The 19,990-nt window shown below is 68.1% G+C and carries 19 protein-coding genes; 6 read left to right on the top strand and 13 right to left on the bottom strand.

Annotated elements, in window-relative coordinates; all coding sequences use genetic code 11:
• Nucleotides 1-29: 29 nt before the first annotated feature.
• Nucleotides 30-956, bottom strand: coding sequence for an LPXTG cell wall anchor domain-containing protein (locus U0177_RS10140; RefSeq protein WP_409570505.1), 927 nt, complete (start codon nucleotides 954-956; stop codon nucleotides 30-32).
• A gap of 639 nt (nucleotides 957-1,595) precedes the next feature.
• On the opposite strand from U0177_RS10140, the gene abc-f reads away from it, so the two are divergent.
• The 4 genes from abc-f (at nucleotide 1,596) to U0177_RS10160 (ending at nucleotide 6,111) form a co-directional block, all read left to right on the top strand.
• Nucleotides 1,596-3,359, top strand: a complete 1,764-nt coding sequence (gene abc-f, locus U0177_RS10145) for a ribosomal protection-like ABC-F family protein (protein WP_409570506.1) — start codon at nucleotides 1,596-1,598, stop codon at nucleotides 3,357-3,359.
• An 80-nt stretch (nucleotides 3,360-3,439) separates the two neighbouring features.
• On the top strand, nucleotides 3,440-4,225 hold the full coding sequence (locus tag U0177_RS10150) for a hypothetical protein (RefSeq protein WP_409570507.1): 786 nt from the start codon (nucleotides 3,440-3,442) through the stop codon (nucleotides 4,223-4,225).
• On the top strand, nucleotides 4,215-5,144 hold the full coding sequence (locus tag U0177_RS10155; RefSeq protein WP_409570508.1) for an ABC-2 family transporter protein: 930 nt from the start codon (nucleotides 4,215-4,217) through the stop codon (nucleotides 5,142-5,144). The genes U0177_RS10150 and U0177_RS10155 overlap by 11 nt, the downstream gene beginning before the upstream one ends.
• The gene (locus tag U0177_RS10160; protein WP_409570509.1) at nucleotides 5,095-6,111 is read left to right on the top strand and encodes an ATP-binding cassette domain-containing protein; all 1,017 of its coding nucleotides are present in this window, start codon (nucleotides 5,095-5,097) and stop codon (nucleotides 6,109-6,111) included. Before U0177_RS10155 ends, U0177_RS10160 begins: the two co-directional genes overlap by 50 nt.
• A gap of 14 nt (nucleotides 6,112-6,125) precedes the next feature.
• Here the strand turns inward: U0177_RS10160 and U0177_RS10165 are convergent, their stop codons facing one another.
• The 12 genes from U0177_RS10165 to U0177_RS10220 form a co-directional block, all read right to left on the bottom strand.
• Nucleotides 6,126-6,848 carry a prolipoprotein diacylglyceryl transferase family protein gene (locus U0177_RS10165; RefSeq protein ID WP_409570510.1) on the bottom strand — a complete coding sequence of 241 codons (723 nt, stop codon included), beginning with the start codon at nucleotides 6,846-6,848 and terminating at the stop codon, nucleotides 6,126-6,128.
• Entirely contained in the window at nucleotides 6,848-7,417 is a 570-nt protein-coding gene (locus U0177_RS10170) for a TlpA family protein disulfide reductase (RefSeq protein WP_409570511.1), read from the bottom strand. The genes U0177_RS10165 and U0177_RS10170 overlap by 1 nt, the downstream gene beginning before the upstream one ends.
• 100 nt (nucleotides 7,418-7,517) lie before the next feature.
• A complete protein-coding gene (locus U0177_RS10175) occupies nucleotides 7,518-8,156 on the bottom strand; it encodes a cyclodeaminase/cyclohydrolase family protein (protein WP_409570512.1) in 639 nt (212 codons plus the stop codon).
• A 261-nt stretch (nucleotides 8,157-8,417) separates the two neighbouring features.
• A complete protein-coding gene (hisS, locus tag U0177_RS10180; RefSeq protein ID WP_409570513.1) occupies nucleotides 8,418-9,728 on the bottom strand; it encodes a histidine--tRNA ligase in 1,311 nt (436 codons plus the stop codon).
• A 133-nt stretch (nucleotides 9,729-9,861) separates the two neighbouring features.
• Nucleotides 9,862-10,977 carry a 23S rRNA (adenine(2503)-C(2))-methyltransferase RlmN gene (gene rlmN / locus U0177_RS10185; protein WP_409570514.1) on the bottom strand — a complete coding sequence of 372 codons (1,116 nt, stop codon included), beginning with the start codon at nucleotides 10,975-10,977 and terminating at the stop codon, nucleotides 9,862-9,864.
• Between the two features lie 115 nt (nucleotides 10,978-11,092).
• Nucleotides 11,093-11,224: a hypothetical protein gene (locus U0177_RS10190; RefSeq protein WP_409570515.1), complete on the bottom strand. Its 132-nt coding sequence runs from the start codon at nucleotides 11,222-11,224 to the stop codon at nucleotides 11,093-11,095.
• 202 nt (nucleotides 11,225-11,426) lie between these two features.
• On the bottom strand, nucleotides 11,427-12,956 hold the full coding sequence (gene era, locus U0177_RS10195) for a GTPase Era (protein WP_409570516.1): 1,530 nt from the start codon (nucleotides 12,954-12,956) through the stop codon (nucleotides 11,427-11,429).
• A gap of 134 nt (nucleotides 12,957-13,090) precedes the next feature.
• Nucleotides 13,091-14,035, bottom strand: coding sequence for a DUF4230 domain-containing protein (locus U0177_RS10200; RefSeq protein WP_409570517.1), 945 nt, complete (start codon nucleotides 14,033-14,035; stop codon nucleotides 13,091-13,093).
• 11 nt (nucleotides 14,036-14,046) lie between these two features.
• The gene (locus U0177_RS10205) at nucleotides 14,047-14,763 is read right to left on the bottom strand and encodes a ubiquinone/menaquinone biosynthesis methyltransferase (RefSeq protein ID WP_409570518.1); all 717 of its coding nucleotides are present in this window, start codon (nucleotides 14,761-14,763) and stop codon (nucleotides 14,047-14,049) included.
• A gap of 3 nt (nucleotides 14,764-14,766) precedes the next feature.
• Nucleotides 14,767-15,537 (bottom strand): type III pantothenate kinase, encoded by a 771-nt coding sequence (locus U0177_RS10210; protein WP_409570519.1) that lies wholly within the window; start codon nucleotides 15,535-15,537, stop codon nucleotides 14,767-14,769.
• A gap of 39 nt (nucleotides 15,538-15,576) precedes the next feature.
• A complete protein-coding gene (locus U0177_RS10215; protein WP_409570520.1) occupies nucleotides 15,577-16,542 on the bottom strand; it encodes an asparaginase in 966 nt (321 codons plus the stop codon).
• Between the two features lie 60 nt (nucleotides 16,543-16,602).
• Nucleotides 16,603-17,388: a class I SAM-dependent methyltransferase gene (locus tag U0177_RS10220; RefSeq protein WP_409570521.1), complete on the bottom strand. Its 786-nt coding sequence runs from the start codon at nucleotides 17,386-17,388 to the stop codon at nucleotides 16,603-16,605.
• Nucleotides 17,389-17,502: 114 nt separating this feature from the next.
• On the opposite strand from U0177_RS10220, the gene lgt reads away from it, so the two are divergent.
• Both lgt and U0177_RS10230 read left to right on the top strand, forming a co-directional pair.
• Nucleotides 17,503-18,438: a prolipoprotein diacylglyceryl transferase gene (gene lgt / locus U0177_RS10225; protein WP_409570522.1), complete on the top strand. Its 936-nt coding sequence runs from the start codon at nucleotides 17,503-17,505 to the stop codon at nucleotides 18,436-18,438.
• A gap of 58 nt (nucleotides 18,439-18,496) precedes the next feature.
• Nucleotides 18,497-19,891 carry a LuxR C-terminal-related transcriptional regulator gene (locus U0177_RS10230; protein WP_409570523.1) on the top strand — a complete coding sequence of 465 codons (1,395 nt, stop codon included), beginning with the start codon at nucleotides 18,497-18,499 and terminating at the stop codon, nucleotides 19,889-19,891.
• Nucleotides 19,892-19,990: the final 99 nt, after the last annotated feature.

Genomic DNA, 19,990 nt, shown 5'->3' on the forward strand with positions numbered 1-19,990 from the left:
CGGCAATTCTCCGGCGATCTTCGCGCGTCCTAGGCGCGGCGCATGCGCAGCGCGAGCCCCAGCAGCCCCAGCAGCACCGCCAGCCCGGCCAGCAGCGCAACCGGCGCTGTGTCGGCCGCGCCGGTGGTTGGCAGCGCGGCCGGCTTGGCGGCTGTGGCGGCCGGCTGGGCCGCCACGGCGGCGTCGGGCGCGATCACGAACCACACATTGCCCACGCCCTGGCCCTTGGTGTCGCCCGGCGCGGTGTCGGGCGTGTAGTAGTACAGCGGCTTGCCGTCGTACGTCACCTGCCGGTTGCCGTCGTTGCGGGTGGTGAAGCCGACCTTGCCGCCGATGCCGTTTAAGCCCACCTCGACCTTGCCGGCCAGCAGCGGCGGCCACACATTCGCGCAGCCGTCGTAGCACACCGTCTTGTTCTCGCTGTCGCGCGTGAACAGGTACAGCGTGCGGCCCTGGCCATCCACCAGGATCAGGCCAAGCTTGTCGTTCTTCACCAGGCCTAGCGACACGCCCTGGTTGCCCACCGTGGTGGTGTTTGGTTTGACGATAAACCAGACATTCCGCAGGAACTGGCCGTTGGTGTCGCCGGGATTTTTGTCGCCGTCGAAGTAGTACAGCGGCATGCCATTATACATCACCTGGCGCGTGCCGTCGGTGCGCGTCAGCACGCCCAGCAGGTTGCCGTCGACGCCGTCGCCGGCCACCGGGCTGCCCTCGCCGATCAGCAGCGGCGGCCAGGCCACCGCGCACTGGTTGTAGCAGGCGCTGCTGGTGTTGATCACGTCGGGCGTGAAGCGGTACAGCGTCCGGCCGTCGTTGTCGGTCAGAATATTGCCCAGCGTGGCGTTTTTCGCCACCTTCACGGTATACGCCTGTGCGAACGCCGACGGCACCGCCGCCAGCATCAGCAGCATGGCCAGGATCAGCACGGCCAGCTTCCCACGAATGGTCGCCATAGTTCCTTCCTCCGTATAACATTTGGCAGATACTGTATCGCCCGCGGCCGCTGCCTCGCGCCGCGCGCCACACTGCCCGGCCGCCTGCGCGCACAGCAAAGCCACGGGGCACCGGTATCCCCGCTATCGCCGGCGTGGCGCAGTATCGAGCAGTATCGGTTGTGTAGAGTATTCGTAATGTTTTGGAAAATGAATCTCTCGCGCGCGAAATTCATGCCTTTGTATGGCGGGGCTCGGGCGCGGCTTCGTCGTCCCCGAAATTTCTTAAGGCGAGCCGGGCATCATAAAAAGAAAGTGCCAGGTATCAATCTCAAGAAGGATTGACGCACCCGGCAAGCCCTGCTACACTCATGGCGGTATTCGGTTTCAAGGAAGCACGCTGATGCGCTGGAATCGCATTTCAACCTGCTGGAGCTCTTTCCGCGGTGCCACACTGCGCGCAGGACATAGGATCACTGTGCCCTGCGGCTGGCGTATGCTGTAAACAGTTTCTTAGCTATTTGTCGCAAGAGTCGTGGGCCAGTGCTTGGCCCACGGCTTTTTTGTATTTACAACTACGGTGAGCCAACCCTCCGCCGCTACCAGCGGCGGGGGAGCACCATAGATCAAGCGCATCGAGGATGCAGTAGGAGCAGAACCATGATCATCGCCGATATCAACAACGTCGCGCGCGTGCACGGCGGCCGCACGATCTTCAGCGGCCTCAGCTGGACGCTGCACGACGGCGAGCGGATCGGCCTGGTTGGCCCCAACGGCGTCGGCAAAAGTACGCTGCTGCGCACCCTGGCCGGCATCGAGCCGCCCGAGGAAGGCGCCGTGACGCTGCGGCGCGGCGCGCGCGTGGCCTACCTGCCCCAGGAGTACAGCGGCGAGCCAGGGCGCGGCGTGCTGGCCGAGCTGCTTGCCGCCCGCGCCGACCTCGCCGCGCTCGAGGATCGCATCGCCGCCGCCGAGGCGCGTATGGGCGAGCCAGCCGTGGCCGCCGATATGGCCGCGCTCGAGCGCGTGCTGGCCGAGCACGAGCGCTTGCTTGAGCAGTACGAAGCGTCGGGCGGGCCGCGCCTGCACAGCCGCGCCGAAAGCCTGCTGCGCGAGCTGGGCATGCCCGAAAGCCAGTGGGATCAGCCGATGCAGCTGCTCAGCGGCGGCCAGCGCAAGCTCGTGGGCCTGGCGCGCTGCCTGCTGGCCGAGCCCGACCTGCTGCTGCTCGACGAGCCCGACAACCACCTCGACCTGGCGCGCAAGACCATGCTCGAGCGGATCATCCGCGACTTCACCGGCACGGTCGTGATCATCTCGCACGACCGCTACCTGCTCGACGAGACCGTCGGCCAGATCGCCGAGATCGAGCCGGCCCCCGGCGTGATCGCGCGGATCAAGCAGTGGGAGGGCAACTATTCGGCGTACGCGACGCAAAAAGAGCTGGCGCTTGTTCGCCAGCAGCAGGAGTACGCGGCGCAGCAAAAGGAGATCGAGCGGCTCGAAGAGGCGATCTCGCGCTTCAAGGTGTGGCTGGCGATCTCGCTCGATAAGCGCCACAAGACCCAGATCGAAAACAAGCAGCGCATGCTCGACCGCATGGATAAAGTCGAGCGGCCGGTGCTCGAGCGCCGCAAGATCGCGCTGCAGTTTCGCCCGCACGCGCGCGGTGGCGCCAAGGCGCTCGAGCTGCGCCGCGTCGACAAGACCTTCGGCGATACGATCGTCCTGCTCGACGCCGCCGCGACGGTCATGAATGGCGAGCGCGTCGGCATTGTCGGCCCGAACGGCGCCGGTAAGTCGGTGCTGCTGCGCCTGATCCTCGGCCAGCTCGCGCCCGACGCATCCTCAAACGGCGGCCAGCCGGCCGACGCAATCTGGGTCGGGCCGAGCATCCAGCTGGGCTACTACGCCCAGCAGCACGAGACGCTCGACATGCGCCAGACGCCGATCGAGGCGCTGCGCGACGTGCGCCCGATGTACGAGGCCGAGGCGGTGGCCAAGCTGGGCCGATTCCTCATCCCCTACGCCGCGGCGGCCCAGCCGATCGCCAGCCTCAGCGGCGGCGAGAAGAGCCGCGTGCAGCTGGCCCGGCTCATGCTCACCGGCGCGAACTGCCTGCTGCTCGACGAGCCGACCAACAACCTCGACATCGCCTCAGCCGAGGTGCTCGAGCAGGCGCTCGACGAGTTCGCCGGCACCGTCGTGGTCGTCTCGCACGACCGCTACTTCCTCGACCGCGTGGTCGACCGGGTGTTTGAGCTGCGCGACGGCGAGCTGCGCGCCTTCGAGGGTGGCTACAGCTACTACACCGAGGAAGCCGAGCGCCGCGCCCGCCCGACTGCGCCGCCGCCCGAGCCTTTGCCACGAAGGCAGGAGGATGCGAAGGGTAAGAAGGCTGTGCAGCCGCCGAAGCGCAAGTGATGCGGCTGCGCGCTGGCGCGGGCTGCTTTCAAAGTGTAGGTCATCAAGCGACTTTGGTTATGATACGAGCACAGAAGCTGATGAAAGAAATTCAAAAATACTGGAAAACCGCCGCCATGTCGGCCGCCAGCTATATCGGCGACAGCCCGCTGTTTCTGCTCGACTACCTGCTGCGGCTGCTGCGCGTGCTGGTGCTGCTGGCGCTCTGGCGCACCATCCTCGGCGGCAAAAGCGCCGCCTCGGGTATGGCACTGGAAACAGTTCTCACCTATACGCTGGTGGCCGAGGTGTTCGCCAGGCAGCTTTCGCCGCGCACCGGCCTCGATATGGCGCTCTGGAACGGCTCGATTGCCGGGCGGATGCTCCAGCCGCTGGGCGTTTTCAGCCAGTTTGCCGCCGAGCTGGCCGGCAGCTGGCTGTTCGAGCTTGCCGTCTTCTCGCTGCCGCTGCTGGCCTGCGCCCCGCTGCTTGGCGTGGATCCGCGGCCGGCCAGCCTTGGCGCGGCCGGGCTGTTCGTGCTCAGCCTGGCGCTGGCGATCTCGGTCGGGCTGGCGGTCGAGTTTGTGTTTGGCGGCGTGCTGGTGCTGCTGCGCCTGCCGCTGTGGGCCGTCAGCAAGATGCGCGCTGCGATCACCAGCGTGCTCTCGGGCGCGCTGATACCGCTGGCGCTGCTGCCGCCGGGCGTGGGCGCGGCGTTCGGCTGGCTGCCGTTCGCCGCCATGGCCTCGGCGCCGCTGCGGATCTACACCGGCAGCGACCCAGCCGGACTGCTCGCGCTCCAGGTCGGCTGGTCGGCGCTGCTGTGGCCGCTGGCGCACTGGCTGTGGCGCGCCGGCCGCGAGCGCATGGTGGCGTATGGCGGCTAATTCTGGGCAGCAGATCGAGGAAGGCGCGTGGATGGTCGCCGGCGGCGATCCCCCGCCTCCATCCGCGATCCTCCGCTTTCAGTCTTCCGCCTGGCGGCTGCTGCGGCTGTGGAAGATGTATGCGGTGCTCGATTTCACCCTGCTGATGTCGAACATGCGCTTCGCGCTGGTGTGGTACATCTCCGACACTGTCGTCAACCTGGCTATGGTTGCGGCGCTGCTGCTGCTGGCCGAGCGCTTCTCCGGGCTCGGTGCCTGGAGCAAAGATCAGGTCATGTTCATGCTTGGCTATGCAACCGTGGTAAGCGGTGTAATGAACATCCTGTTCGGCTACAACGTGCTGATCATCAGCCGCCGGCTGGGGCGCGGCCAGCTCGACCACACGCTTATCCAGCCGCAGCCGCTCTGGATGTCGCTGCTCACCGAGGGGTTCATGCCGGTCTCAAGCTCATCGACGCTGCTGGCGGGGCTTGGGCTGCTGGCCTGGGCGCTCGCCCGGCTGCACCTGAGCATCACGCCCGGCTGGCTGGCGCTGCTGGCGCTCAATCTGGCGGCGTCGTCGGCGATCGTCGTGGCATGCTCGTTCTTATCGGGCAGCCTGGCCTTCTGGGCGCCGCGCGCGGCCGAGGAGATCAGCAGCGCGGCCACCCGGCTGTTCGATCAGCTCACGCCATTCCCGCTCGACGGCCTGGCGCCGCTGCTGCGCGGCGCCCTGCTGACGCTGCTGCCGATCGGCTTTGTAGCCTGGTACCCCTCCAGCGCGCTGCTGGGCTTCAACCCGTCTGGCTGGGCCGGCTGGCTCACGCCGCTGGCCGCGCTGGTCTTCGCTGGGCTCGCCGCCCTGGTATTTCGGAAAGGAATGCGCCACTATGGACGCACCGGCTCACAGCGCTACAGCAGCCTCGGCCACCGTGGTTGAGCTGCGCGGCGTTTCCAAAACCTTTCATCAGCACCAGCGCTCCGAGCGGCTGCGCGACACCCTGCGCACCCTGCTGCGCCCGCCGGTGCGCGAGGTGCGCGCGCTGCAGCAGATCGACCTGCGGATCGCGCGCGGCGAGATCGTGGCCTACGCCGGCCCGAACGGTGCCGGCAAGAGCACCACCGTCAAGCTGCTCTCGGGCCTGCTCGCGCCCGACACCGGCAGCGTCCGCGCGCTGGGCATGGACCCGGTGCGCGAGCGGGTGCGCTACGTCGGCAAGATCGGCGTGGTATTCGGCCAGCGCAGCGAGCTGTGGATGGATCACCCGGTGGCCGCCAGCTTCGAGTGGAAGCGCGTGGTGTGGGACATCCCGCGGCCGCGCTACGAGCGCATGTGCGCGCTGGTGAAGGAGCTGCTCGGCCTTGGCGAGTTCTTCAATAGCCTCACGCGCGAGCTGAGCCTGGGCCAGAAGATGCGCGCCGAGCTGGGCCTGGCGCTGCTGCACGAGCCCGAGCTGCTGTTCCTCGACGAGCCGACGCTCGGGCTGGATGTGCTGGCCAAGCGCACGATCCTCGGGTTCATCAAAGATCTCAACCGCGAGCGCCACGTTACGGTGATGCTCACCAGCCACGACATGGCCGAGCTCGAGCAGCTGGCCGGGCGGATCGTCATGATCGACCACGGCCAGATCGCCTTCGACGGCCCGTTCGACAAGCTGCGCCGCGAAGTATCCGATCAGCGCCGGCTGCTGATCGAGACGGGCGCCGCCGACGCGCCGGTGCTTGCGGGCGCGCAGCTGGTGCAGAGCGCGGCCGGGCGCCACGAGTATATGTTCGATGCGACCAAGACGCGCATTGCCACGCTGCTCGAGCAGGCCGCTGGCCAGGTTCAGGTGCTGGATGTCGAGACCCACCGCGCGCCGATCGACGAGGTGATCGCCGATATCTACCGCCAGTGGCAGCGCTGAGCGCGTGGTGCCGCTCAGCCGTCTGCGAGCGCGCGCTGGCGCAGCAGCGCCAGGGCCGCGAGCAGCAGCGCCAGCGCCACTAGCTGGGCGCCGCGCAGTCCGCCCAGCACGAGCCAGCTGTCGCCGCGAAACCCTTCGAGCAGCAGGCGCGCCGCGGCGGTAAGCGCCAGCACAAGCAGAAAGCCAAAGCCGTCGAACGGGCTGCGGCCGCGCGCCAGGCGCCACACCACCAGCACCAAGCCGGCGGCGATCAGCTCGTATAGCTGCGTGGGGTGGCGCCAAGCCTCCCACAGCCAGATGCTCCAGGGCAGATTGGCCGGCGCGCCAAATGCGTCGCCGCTGGCGAGGTGCGCCAGCCCCACGGCAACCGCCAGCAGCGCCAGGCCAGGCGCCAGCGCGTCAAGCGTCGGCCACAGCCGCAGGCCGCGCCGCCAGCCGTAGGCCAGCCCGCCGAGGGCGGCGCCGGCCAGCCCGGCCCACAGGTCGAGCGAGGCCGGGTTTGGCGAAAGCAGGCTCAGCGGGTCGGCCGCGTAGATCGCCAGAAAGCGCGCGGCGTAGCCAAGCCTCGCGCACACCAGGCCGGCGGCCAGCATCAGCATCGCCAGCGTGCTCACGGCCTCGGCCTGGCCACGCGGCGCCGCGCGCTCGGCCAGCCAGGCACCGGCCCACACGCCCAGCAGCAGGGCCAGCGGCGCCGAGGGCAGCGCCAGCGGGCCAATGTGTAACACCGGCAGCATCAGGGCGCCTCCGCTAGCAGCGCGTCAACGGTGGTTTGCAGCACGGCTGCGCTGAGCGGCCCGCCAAAGATCACCGAGCGAATCACGCCCTGGCGATCGACAACAAAGGTGCTCGGCAGCGCGCGCACCTGGTAGCGCCGCGTCACCTCGCCGTCGCGATCGAGCAGCACCGGCAGCGTGAGCCCAAGCTCGCCCACAAACGCCCGCGCTTTGTCGGCGTCGTCCTGCACGGTGCTGTTCACCGCGAGCACGCGCAGCCCGCGCTCGCGCTGCGCGCCGTACAGCTGTTGGATCGCGGGCATTTCGGCGCGGCATGGGCCGCACCAGCTGGCCCACACGTTGATAATCACCACTTGGCCGCGCATGTCGGCGAGCGCCACCCGATCGCCGGCAAGCGTTTCGAGCGCGAAATCGGGCGCGGGGAAGCCCTCGCGCGGGCTTGGAGGGCGCCCGGCGTCGGCGCGCGTGCCAGGTATCCGCGCGGCCCAGATCCAGCCCGCGCCAAGCAGCAGCGACGCCAGCATCAGCGCCCGCCAGCGCCGGGCGTCGCGCAGCCATACTCGCACCATGCGATCTCCCGATCGGTACGGCCGGCACGCTGGCCAACCAAAAAGGCGCTCAGCCGGGGCCGAGCGCCATCTTCACAGCCTGGTAATGCGAGGCGCCCGGCTACCCCGCGATCCGCGCCCGCACCGTCGCTAGCACCTCGGCCACTTGCTCGTCGAGGCCGTCGACCAGCGCGGCGGCCTGCGCGCGGGCGCGCTCGGCAAACGCCGCGTCGTCGATCGATGCCAGGTTGATCTCGACGTTCAGCAGCGCGGTAGGCACCGCCGCGCGCACCGCCAGCGCCGCCGCACCTACATCGCTCACGGCGGTGCGGCTGCCGTGCTGGGCCAGCGGGCCGCACAGCGGCAGCACGGCGCGCGCCGCGGCGGCCATGGCCAGCGGCACCTCGGTGGCCCGCATTGTGGCCGCCTGGATCGCCGCCTTGCGCGCGGCGATCTCGTCGTCGCTGGCTTTGGGCAGCTTGTACGCCGCCATCAGCTCGTCGAACGCGTCGGTGTCGGCCTGGATAAACGCCGCCAGCTCGGCGCGGCGCGCCTCGGCCTGGGCCAGCAGCTCGCGCGCCTCGCCTTCGAATGCCGCGTACGCCTTTTTGCCAATCGTCAGGTTGCACACCATCGCCACCAGCCCGGCCGCCTGCGCGCCCGTCAGCGCCGCCACCGAGCCGCCGCCCGGCGTCGCGCTTCCGCTCGCCAGCGCGCTCAGAAAGCCGCTCAGCGGCGCGTCGAGAAATGACCCACTCATGCACTTCGCCTTTATGTTTCGTCGAAAATCGTGGCCACCGTAACCTGAAAGCCAGCCAGCAAGCCAGAAGGTGCGCTGTCGCGCGGCGATACTGCCCCTGCGGCTCGTAGGCCGCGCCACGCAGGCGCAAAACCGTTACCTGTTCAAAGCACGGCCTTGCACCGGGAACAGATGCGCAACTTCCTAGCTTGGTGCAAGGTAGGTGCGCTGTTGTTCGATTGTTTGAGCCATACCGCCCTCTTGCCGCCGTAAGCGCAGGCGCTACTCGCTCGTGCGCAGCGCCGCCACGACATCCGCGCGCGCGACGGCGCGCTGCTCGCCACTGCGCAGGTTCTTCACCACCACCTCGCCGCGCGCGATCTCGTCGGGGCCGAGCACCAGCGCGAACCCGATGCCGCGCTGGTCGGCGTACTTAAACTGCTTGCCAAGCTTGTCGTTGGCGTCGAGCGCGGTTTCGACCTTCAGGCCGGCCGCGCGCAGCTCGCTGGCTAGCTGGAGGCTTGCCAGGGCGCGCTCGCGATCGAACAGCGTCACAAACACCTCGGCCACCGTGCGCCGCGCCGGCCCCATGCCCAGCTCTTCCATCACGTCGTGCAGCCGCTCGATGCCAAACGCCAGCCCGACAGTCGGGATCGGCCGGCCGGCGAATGCGCCCACCAGCTCGTCGTAGCGGCCGCCGCCCAGCAGCGAGCCCATCGGCGGCGAGGCCAGCACACTTTCGAACACCACGCCGGTGTAGTACGAGAGCCCGCGCGCCAGCTGCGGCGACACAGCGTAGGTCTCGGGCGGTACGCCAAGCTCGGGCAGGTACGCCAGGATGGCGCGCAGGTTCTCGAGCGCGGCCTCAGCGCGCTCGTCGCCGGCCAGCCGATCCGACAGCTCCTCCAGAACGTCGCTGGGCGGCCCTTGCAGCAGCACCATGTCCAGGATACGCCCGGCAGCCTCGGCCGCCACGCCGCTCTTCAGCAACTCCTCGCGCACCCCGTCGGCGCCGATCTTGTCGAGCTTGTCGATTGCGCGGTACACCCCGCCGGCCGACGCCTCGTCGAGCCCCGACGCGCGCGCCACGCCGGCGAGCACCTGGCGGTGGTTCAGCTGCGTGGTGAAGCCGCTGAAGCCCAGCGCCCTGAGCGCCTCGGTGAGCACCGCGATGATCTCGGCGTCGGCGATCGGCGAGGCCGAGCCGACGATGTCGACATCCGCCTGCCAGAACTCGCGGTAGCGCCCGCGCTGCTGGCGCTCGCCGCGGTACGACTGCCCGATCGCGTAGCGGCGCCACGGAAACACCAGCTGGCCTTGGTACTGCGCCACCACCCGCGCTAGTGGCACGGTCTGGTCGTAGCGCAGCGCTACCTTGTCGCCGCCGGCTGTCTCGAAGTGGTAGATCAGCTTTTCCTCGTCGCCGATCTTGCCCTCAAGCGTGCGCGCATACTCGATGATCGGCGTCTGCAGCGGCTCGAAGCCGTGGCGCTCGAACACGCCGACCAGTGTGTTCAGTATGTGCTGGCGCAGGATCATCGCCGCCGGCAGGTGATCGCGCATGCCCTTGAAGTTCTGCGGTTTGTTGCTCATCGCGCCCCTCGGTGTCTGCTGGAATGCGCCAGTATCATACCATATGTCTTCGCGGCTTCGCGCCTGCATGCGGCGCTGGGGGAGCGCCAGGCCCGGCCGGCGCGGCTTGGCCTGCGCTTTGTAGAATGCGGTGCTACTGCGCGCTGAGCGCTAGCGCCGGGTCGGCCAAGGCCTCGGGCACGCCGGCCAGCTGGCCGCATGCCGCCGCAATCGCCACCCCACGCTCGACCCGCACGGTGCAGGCGACGCCGCGCTCGTGCAGCACCTGCTGAAAGCGCAGCACTCGCGCGCGCTCCGAGCGGCCCAGCGGCGCGCCCGGCACTGGGTTCCAGGGGATAAGGTTAACATGACATAACATGTCTTTTAGTAGCTCAGCCAGCGCGGCGGCCTGCTCGGGGGCGTCGTTCTTGCCCTGCAGCAGCACATACTCAAACGATACCCGCCGGCTGGTAGCGGCGATATACTCGCGCGTAGCCGCCAGCAGCTCGGCGATCGGGTAGCGCCGGTTGATCGGCATCATCTCCGAGCGCAGCGCGTCGTCGGGGGCGTGCAGCGAGATCGCCAAGTTGATCGGCAGCGCCGCGCCGGCCAGCCGCCGGATGCCGCTCACCTGCCCGACGGTCGAGACGGTCATGTTGCGCGCGCCCATGTTGAAGCCGCGCGGGTCGTGCAGCCGCTCAACCGACTGCCACCAGCGGTCGTAGTTCGCGAAGGGCTCGCCCATGCCCATGAACACCACGTTTGTCAGGGCCAGCGGCCGGGCGCTCGGCGGCTGGTTCTGGCCGCCCGCCTCGATCGTCTGAAGCTCGCGCGCGGCCCACAGCACCTGCTCGACGATCTCGCCGGCGCTGAGGTTGCGCAGCAGGCCCATCCGCCCGGTGGCACAGAACACGCAGCCCATCGCGCAGCCGGCCTGTGTCGAAACACACACTGTCGCGCGATCGGGGTACACCATCAGCACGCTCTCAACTACTTCGCCGCCAGGCAGGCGAAACAGCGCCTTGCGCGTCAGGCCGGCGTCGGCGGTTTGCAGCCGCACCAGCTCGAGCGTTGTGATCCGCGCAGCCGCATCTAGCCGCTCGCGCAGCGCCAGCGGCAGGTCGGTCATCGCGGCCGGCTGCGTCGCCAGGTTCACATACAGCTGCCGGTAGATCTGGCGCGCCCGGAAGGCCGGCTGGCCCCAGCCGCGCAGCGTGGCCTCGAGCTCAGGCAGCGATAGGTCGAGTAAGTGAAGTCGATCAGTCGTCATAACCACAAATTATACCACGCCAACGGCGCAGGCGAGGATGCCGAGCATCCCCGCCTGCTGCGATACGTCGTCTCTGCGCCTCACGGCAGCGTGCTGCCGCGGGGTGAGCCTGGCGCTAGCGCCGCCGCGCCGCGCGCTGCCGCTCGATCCGCACCGGCACCCGCACTTCCACTCGCCGATCCTGCGCAGCGCGCGCAACCAGCACAGCCATCAGGGCGACAACTGCCAGCAACACGAGAATTTCCATGAGCTTTACTCCTTCAAGTGTGACGCGCTGCGCGGTATGATAGCAGCGGATTGGCGACTTCTTTGTAGTATACCAACCTCCCGCTCGAATCGCCATAGGTGATATGTACTATTATTGTGCAGTACCTTGATAATAAAACGTAGCAGCGCGGGTATTTTTACCGGTCGTTGGATCATACGCAAGAACTATGCCTGTGGATGTGTCAGTCGCGATCGCGGTAGCCCAGCCAGCGCAGCGATGACGGATCGTCGCGCCAGTTTGGCCGCGCCTTCACCCACAGGTCGAGAAATATGCGCCGGCCGGCCAGCGCCTCGATGCCCGGGCGCGCGCCGCTGCCAATCCGCTTCAGCATCGCCCCATTCGCGCCGATCAGGATGCCTTTCTGCGATTCCTTTTCGACATAGATCGTCATGCGGATGTAGACCGCGTGCTCTTTTTCTTCCCACTCCTCAACCTCCACCGCCACGCCGTGCGGCACCTCCTGCTCGGTGAGCTTGAGCACCTGCTCGCGCACCAGCTCGGCGGCGTGCTCGCGCTCGCTCTGGTCGGTCACCTGGTCGTCGGGGTAGAGCGCTGGCCCGGCTGGCAGGCGCGCGACGATCTCGCCCAGCAGGGTTTCGAGGCCCTGCGCGCGCAGCGCCGACACCGCTACTTCCATGTCCCACGGCCCGAGCGCGCGGTAGGCCGCCAGGTGCTGCTGGCCCGTGCCGGTGCGCCGATCGACTTTGTTCAGCACCAGGATGCGCCGCGCTCTGGAGCGCGCGGTTAGCTCGGCGATGCGGCGCTCGGTGCGGTTTGGCGGCTCGGCGATATCGACCACAAAGCACACGACGTCGGCGTCGGGTATGCTGCGGCGCGCCTGCTCGACCATGAACGAGCCGAGCTTGGTGCGCGGGTCGTGAATCCCGGGCGTATCGACAAACACGATCTGCGCGTCGGAGCGGCTCAGGATGCCGCGCAGCGGCATGCGCGTAGTCTGCGGCTTGGGCGACACGATCGCCACTTTCTGGCCCAGCAGCGCGTTCAGCAGTGTCGACTTGCCGACGTTCGGCTTGCCGACAAGCGCCACAAATCCCGAGCGAAAGCCTTCGGGCGCCAGCGCGGCGGTCTGCGGCGGCTCAGGCTGCCGATCTTGCGGCTCATCCTCCGCGACTTGGCTGGCTGGTGCGCCGTCCAGCGCGTCGAGCTCGGCCAATTCGTCGTCCTCGGCCAGCGCTTCGTCAAGCGCCTCGTCGAGATTTTCGCCTGGCTCGTCGTCGGCGGGCTCGTCGTCGGTATCGCTAGGCTCGTCGTCAGGCGTATCATCGCCCCAGCCGGGCGGCGGCTCGTCGTCCTCAAGCGCGACGCGCAGCGCATCCAGGCGCCCAAGGCGCTCGCCCAGGCCGAATTCGGGCGCGGCGAACACCTCGCAGCCCTGCAGCTGGTCGCCGGCGTCGAAGTCGAGGATCACCGGCTCGTGCAGCGGCTGCACTTCGGCCGGCTCCTCGCCGAGCAACAGCACCGTCAGCGTCGCGGCGCCGCGATCGAAGCGCACGTGCGGGTGCGCAAGCGCCAGCGCCAGCTCGCGCCGCCCAATGCCGTCGAACTCAAGCTCCAGCCCAATCACCTGCCCATCGGCGTCGAGCAGCAGCGTGCCGTCGCACTCGCCTTCAAACGCGGTGCTGCCGGCTTCAATCTCGCTAAAATACCAGTACAACGTCCTGGCGTCCGGGTCGAAAGAAATTGTAACCATATGCTTCGAGCTCTGTATTCCTGATAGGTCGTATAGTGCGATCATCCACAAAAGCAGGGGCCAGGGGGCGCGGCCCGCCAAAGAAAAACCTCCTCCCCCTTATGAATCCGATCGGATTGCTATAGTACCGCGCTCTATTGAACAGTCGATGTCGGCGTGGCGGCGGCCGGCGTAGCCGAGGTGGCCGGCCCGGCCGGCAAGCCTGCAGGCGCCACGCACGGCCCGGCCGTGCTTGTCACAGTCACCTGCTCGAAGTCGAGCAGCTTCAGAAACTGCTCCATCGAGCGCCGGGCGTCGTCGGCGGCGCGCTGCATAATATTGTTCTCGCAGGCGGCGTTGAGTATCTCCACCTCGGCCTGGGCGCGCGCCTGGGTCTCGAGATCTTTGTTATCGGACGCCAGAACGCCCTGCTGGCGATCGTACACGCGCGTGCGGTCGCTATTCAGGCTTTTGCTGAAGATCTCCGACGCCGGCAGCTTCAGCTCAATGCGTTTGCCATCGGGCGAGATCGTCACGTCGCCGTCGCGCAGCTTGCTCAGGTCGACACCTGCCACCACCTCGCCGCTCGCAATGAGCAGCAGCCGGTCGCCCAGCAGCAGGTCAAGCGGGTTGCCGCGCTCGACTTTGGCTTCGATCACGCGCTCGGCCGCGAAGCTCTGCGTCTCGAGCCGGTTCAGGCTACGGATCTGCAAGATCGTGCCGCCGCGGTCGCGCAGCGTGGTGGTGGGCGTTGCGACGAGCACGCGCACTTGCTGGGGCACGTTCGGTACAAAGCTGTTCAGCAGCTGCGGCCCCACGAACAGCGCCACCAGCAGCAGGGCGATGCCGCCGAGCAGCAGGTACAGCGTGGCGTTGGCGCAGCCGCCCCCGCCGTAGCCGCCCCTGGCATAGCCGCCCCCGCCGCTGCGCGGCGTGTCGAAATCGTCGTCGAAAAACTCCTCGTCCTGGCCACGGCGCATCCGGCGCTCGATCAGCGAGTCGCGCCGGTTCGGCGGGTAGTCGGGCGAGCGCCGCGGGCGCGGCTCGTAATCGTCGTCGTCGTCGCGACGTCGCGGGCGATCGTTGTCGTAGCGCGCCATGCCAGCCCTTTCTATCGCTGCTTGAAAGCCGTATGCACCGCCACCGCGCCCATGCCCAGCAGCGCGTAGCGCACCTCGCTCCAGCCGGCCTGCTGCATGATCCGCACCAGCGTGTCGGGCGGTGGGAACGCCCGCGCCGACTGCGGCAGGTAGGTGTAGGCCGTCGGGTCGCCGCCCAGCAGCCTGGTGATGCGCGGCACGATCTGCTCGAAGTAGATCCGGTGGCCCAGGCGCAGCAGCGGGTTGTTTGGCCGCGCCACCTCGAGACACACCAGCGCGCAGCCAGGCCGGGCCACGCGCGCCATCTCGCGGAAGGCCTGCTCGATGTCGACGACATTGCGCATGGTGAAGCCGGTGGTGATCGCGTCAAATGTCGCCTCGGCGAACGGCAGGCGCAAAGCGTCGCCGCCGACGAACCCGGCTCGGCCTGCGGCGGCGCCGAGCTTTGGCAGCCCGGCCTGCATCATCGCCACGGTGAAGTCGAGCCCAACCGCGAAGCCCTGTGGCATCCAGCTGGCCAGCAGCGGCAGAAAATCGCCGGTGCCAGTGCCGACATCCAGGGCGCGGCCGTTCACCGGCGGGGCGATCGCGTTCACGGCGTAGTCGCGCCAGCCGCGATCCATGCCGATCGTCATGACACGGTTCATCCGATCGTAGCTCGGCGCGATCCGCGCAAACATGCGCTCGACATATACGGCTTTCTGATCGGGTGGAGGTAGTACAGACACGGTTTAATCCTTACGGTTCATCTCGTAGATCATACGCAGGCCGTCGAGCGTCAGGTATGGCTCGACGGCGGTAATCGCGTCGGTTTCGCCGGCAATCACTTCGGCCAGCCCGCCGGTGGCCACCACTGTGCAAGGCCCGCCTAGCTCGGCGTGCATGCGCCGCACGAGCCCCTCGACCAGCCCGGCGTAGCCGAGGATCAAGCCCGACTGCATGTAGTGCACGGTGTTTTTGCCGATCACCTGCGGTGGGCGCGCCAGCTCGACCTGGTAGAGCCGGGCCGCCAGCCGGAACAGGGCGTCGGCGGCGATGCCGATGCCCGGCGCAATCGCCCCGCCGACATACACGCCCTCTGCGGTGATGACGTCGAAGGCGGTGGCGGTGCCAAACGCGATCGCGATCACCGGGCCACCATAGCGCCGGAACGCCGCCAGCGAGTTCGCCACCCGGTCGGCGCCAAGCTGGTCGGGCGTGTCGATCTCATAGCGCAATCCGGTGGCGATGCCCGGCCCGATGATCACCGGCTCGACGCCGAGGTACGTGCGGCTCAGCGTGCGAAACTGGCTCGTGAGCGGCGGCACCACGCACGAGATTGCGCATCCCTGCACGGCGCGCGGGTCGAGCCCGGCCAGCCCGAACAGGTTGTGGATCATCACGCCGTACTCGTCGGCCAGCCTCAGCCGCTCGGTGGCCAGGCGCCAGTGCGCCAGCAGCTCTGCGCCGCTGTAGACGCCCAGCTTGATGTTGGTGTTGCCAATATCGACTGTCAGCAGCATAGTGTGTACAGGGCCCGCGCAGAGCGCTCCGCTATTTCGTCAGGCAAACCAGCCGCGCAGCTCGTCGGGCTTGCGCGCCGCGCCGAGCGCCACCATCAGCTTGATCCGCGCCTTCACGCCGCTGAGGTTGTGCGCGAACAGCACGCCGAGCCGCCGCAGGTCGTGGTAGGCCCCGACGTAGCCATATTCGTCGTAGAGCGTGCCGGCGCGGCAGCGGGTGGCGAGCACCACCGCGATGCGCTTGGCCAGCGCTTCCTGGATCAGCGGCAGCCACCACGGCGGCACGCGGCCGCTGCCGAAGGCCTCGATCACAATCCCGGCCACGCCGTCGTCGATCGAGTGGCGCAGCTGGCGCTCGCTCGCGCCCTGGCCGATCGTGAGCAGGTCGACCAGCTCTTCCAGCCGCGAGCACGGGATGTACACGCGCCGCAGCGGCCGGTGGTGCAGCCAGACGTGCTCGGCGTCGAGCCAGCCCAGCGCGCCGCTGCCTGGCGCGTCGAAGGCATCGGCGCGCTGGCTATGCACCTTCTGGGCCTCGCAGGCCGCGAAGATCCGCTCGTTGAACACCACCAGCGCGCCCAGCCCGCGCGCCTCGGGCGCGGCGGCGACGCGGATCGCCGCCGCCAGGTTCAGCATCCCATCGTAGCCGAGCGCCGTCGCCGTACGCATCGAGCCAGTCACCACCACCGGCTTGGCCGAGCTGATCGTCAGGTCGAGCAGGTAGGCGGTTTCTTCCAGCGTGTCGGTGCCGTGCGTCACCACCACGCCATCGACATCGGGCGCGCCGAGCGCGGCCTCGACGCGCCGGCCCAGATCGAGGCCCTGCGCCGGCGTAAGGTGGCTGCTCGGTAAATTGGCGAACTCTTCAAACGCCAGGCCGATCCCGCTGTGGGGCAGCAGCGCCATGAAATCTTCGCCCTTCAGCGTAGGCACCGCGCCACCCACCATCGGGCCGCGCTTCATGGCGATCGTGCCGCCGGTTGTGATGATCACGACTTTGTTCAAGGCTCGCTCCGTTCGCGGGGCTCGCGGCTGGCGCCCGGAAAGCCGCGCGGGCGCCGCGCCTCACGGCTCGCGCTTGCGTGCCACCCAGGCGATCCGCTGGGTACGCTCGCTCACCGGCTGGAATGTGAAACAGTCGTAGCTGGCCTCGATCGCGAAGCCGGCGTCCGCAAGCAATCGCTCGACTTCGGCTGGCTCGTAGGCGCGCTCGACGTGCGTCTCGTCGAAGCGCACGTAGCCCTGCGCATCGTCGCCCACGAACCCGGTCAGCAGCATCGTCGAGCAGGCTGTGGCTGGATCGAAGTGGCTCTGCGACACCTGCACAAAGCCCGGCATCTCGATCACCTCGCACTCGCCCCAGTCGTACTCGAGGAAGTAGCGCGTATTGAGATCAAGCACGAACAGCCCGTGTGGCGCGAGCGCCCCGGCGGCGCCGGCGAAGCACGCCGCTAGCTCGTGCTCGGCCAGCAGGTAGTTCAGGCTGTCGTACACGCACGTCGCCAGGCCGAACTGCTGCGGCGGGCGCCCGCCCCGCGCGGCGTCAACCGCCGCGCCGATGTCGCGCATATCGCCGCATACGAACGCGGCGCTACCCGGCGTATCGAGGTTCGCGGCCTTGGCGCGGGCCTGGCCGAGCATCGCCTCCGACACGTCGAGCCCAACGACGTCCCAGCCGTCGTCGGCCAGCATAAGCGCCAGCGTGCCGGTGCCACAGGCTAGGTCGAGCGCGCGGCGGCGCGGCGCCGGGTGGCGGCCCAGGATCTCGCGTAGATACTGCGCCATCAGCACAGCGAAGCGGATCTGGCCGGTGATATCGTAGAAAGGCGCGTAGGCCTGATACTGCGTCATACAGCCGGTATTGTACCATGCATGCGCCGCGACCCAGCACGCGCAGCTTTGACAGCGCCGGAGCCGGGGCGTACAATACGGGCCGTTGTACGCGCGATAGGAATGAGCGAGCCTATGTTTCCACTTCACCCACCCGGCGATCCCTTTCTCATCAATACCACGCTGTTCGGCATACCGCTGGCGGTGCGTTGGTATGGTGTGCTGATCGTCGGCGGCGCGATGCTGGCGGGCTGGCTGGCCTCGCGGCGCGCCGAGCAGCGCGGCTATAACCCCGAGCATATCTGGAACCTGCTGCTGCTGGGGATGGTGCTCGGCATTGCCGGGGCGCGGATCTACTATGTGATATTCGAGTGGCCCAGCTTCGCCGGGCGGCCGTGGTTCGATCTGATCAACACTACCAAAGGCGGGCTGGCGATCCACGGCGCGCTGATCGGCGCGATCCTGGCGGCGCTGATCTACACCCGGCGCAACAGGCTGCCGCTGATCGAATTCCTCGATATCTGCATGCCTGGCTTTCTGCTGGCCCAGTCGATCGGCCGCTGGGGCAACTTTATGAACCAGGAAGCCTACGGCCGGCCCACCAGCCTGCCCGTCGGCGTCACGATCGACGCCGACCGGCGGCTGCCGCCCTACGACGATATGGCGAAGTACCCGCCCGCTACGCTGTTCCACGCCACCTTCTTGTACGAGTCGATCTGGAATATTGTTGGCGTGGGCCTGCTGCTGTGGCTCGAGCGACGGCTGCGCGGCTGGCTGCGCACCGGCGATATCGCGCTGTTCTACGCGATCTGGTATGGCCTGGGCCGCTTCTGGATCGAGGGGCTACGCACCGACAGCCTGTGCACCAACGGCATCGGCGGCGAGTGCGGCGGCGCGCTGCGCACCGCCCAGATCGTCAGCCTGCTGCTGCTGGCGATCGGCGTTGCCGGCCTGGTGATCAACCACCGGCGCGCGCTGCCGCCGCCTGCGGCCAAGGTACCTGCGCCGGCCGATGATCCCGGCGGCGAGCCCGATGCGGTCGCGACCGCGCCGGCGGCAGGCGACTCGTAGCCCGCGCTTCCCTTGCGACGCCCTGGCGATCATGCTATGATTCGGTGCGGAGATACACATGACATCGGAGCGTATGTCGAGCGAATCCGCACAAATCAGCGAGCGCGAGCGCGATATTCTGCGCCTTGTCGCCATGGGTGCGACGAATCAGCAGATCGCTAACCAGCTGAACATCAGCATCAACACGGTCAAGGTTCACCTGCGCAATATTTTCGAGAAGATCGGCGCTGCTTCGCGCACCGAGGCGACGGTGTACGCCATCCGTCAGGGTTTGGTGCAGCTCGATACGCCGCCTGCTCGTGCCGAAATTCTTGCCACACCCGCCGCTACCCTCGAAGCCCCTGAGCTTGCCGAGCCACTGCCCCCACCCGATGCCGTGGCGCCGCCGGCCGACGACGTCGCAGGCTCGGCGACGGCGCCCGAGGCGCTCGCCCCGGCGCGCCCGCGCACCCGCCTGATTGGGGCGATAACGGCCGGCACGGCTGTGCTGGTGGGCCTTGCGCTGCTCTACCTGCTGGTGCTGCGGCCCGCGCCGCAGACGCTCGCGCCAGCGGCTGCCACCGATGCCGCCACGCTCAACCGCTGGAAGAGCCACCGCGCCTGGCCGCAGCCGCGCAGCGATTTCGCCGTCGCCGCCTACGACAACAAGCTATACTTGATCGGTGGCACGCTTGGCGCCGCGCCCAGCGATGCGGTCGAGCGATACGACCCAAGCAAAGACCAGATGGTGGCGCTGAATGCCAAGCCCACGGCCGCCAGCCACGTGCAAGCTGTGACGATCGGCGGCAAGGTGTACGTGCCGGGCGGCGAGGGGCCAGGCGGCCAGGTGCTGAGCGTGTGCGAAGCCTACGACCCGCGCACCAAGCAGTGGGAAACGCTCCCGCCGCTGCCCGCGCCGCGCAGCCGCTACGCACTGGCCGATTTCGAGGGCCAGCTGTACCTATTTGGCGGCTGGGACGGCACGAGCTACCGTGGCGAGGTATTTGTGTTCGACCCGCGCGAGAGGAAATGGACCGAGCGCACAGCAATGCGCACGCCGCGCGCCAACGCCGGTGCGGCGCTGGTCGAAGAGCATATCTATGTCATTGGCGGCGAGAATCAGAGCGGGCCGCTAGCCACCAACGAGCGCTTCGACCCGACCGCCGAGGGCGGCGCCTGGGAGGCGCTGGTACCGCTGAGCACGCCCGTGGCGGCGCCGGCGGTGGTAGGCACCGTCAACAGCGTGTTGCTGTTCGACCCGCAGAAGCGCTCGGCTACCGAGTACAGCCCTGCGGCCGACGCCTGGCGCATAGCGGTAGGCGTACCCAGCGATGTCGGAATCTCGCCGCGCGCCGCTGCGCTCAGCACCAGCATCTTTCTATTCGGCACGAACGCCGGCGGTCAGCCCGGCGCGGTGAGCGAGTATCAGGTTATCTACTCCACTCTGTTCCCAATTGTCAACTCCGGCCAATAATATGCTGTTCGCTTGATCACTTCTAGATTGTGTTGCACGACGTGGCGAAGCCGCGCCGTGCAACACAATAAGAAATTTGGGGGCAGCTTCGCCGCCCCC

The organism is Kouleothrix sp. (genome assembly GCF_046328425.1).
GTDB lineage: Bacteria > Chloroflexota > Chloroflexia > Chloroflexales > Roseiflexaceae > Kouleothrix.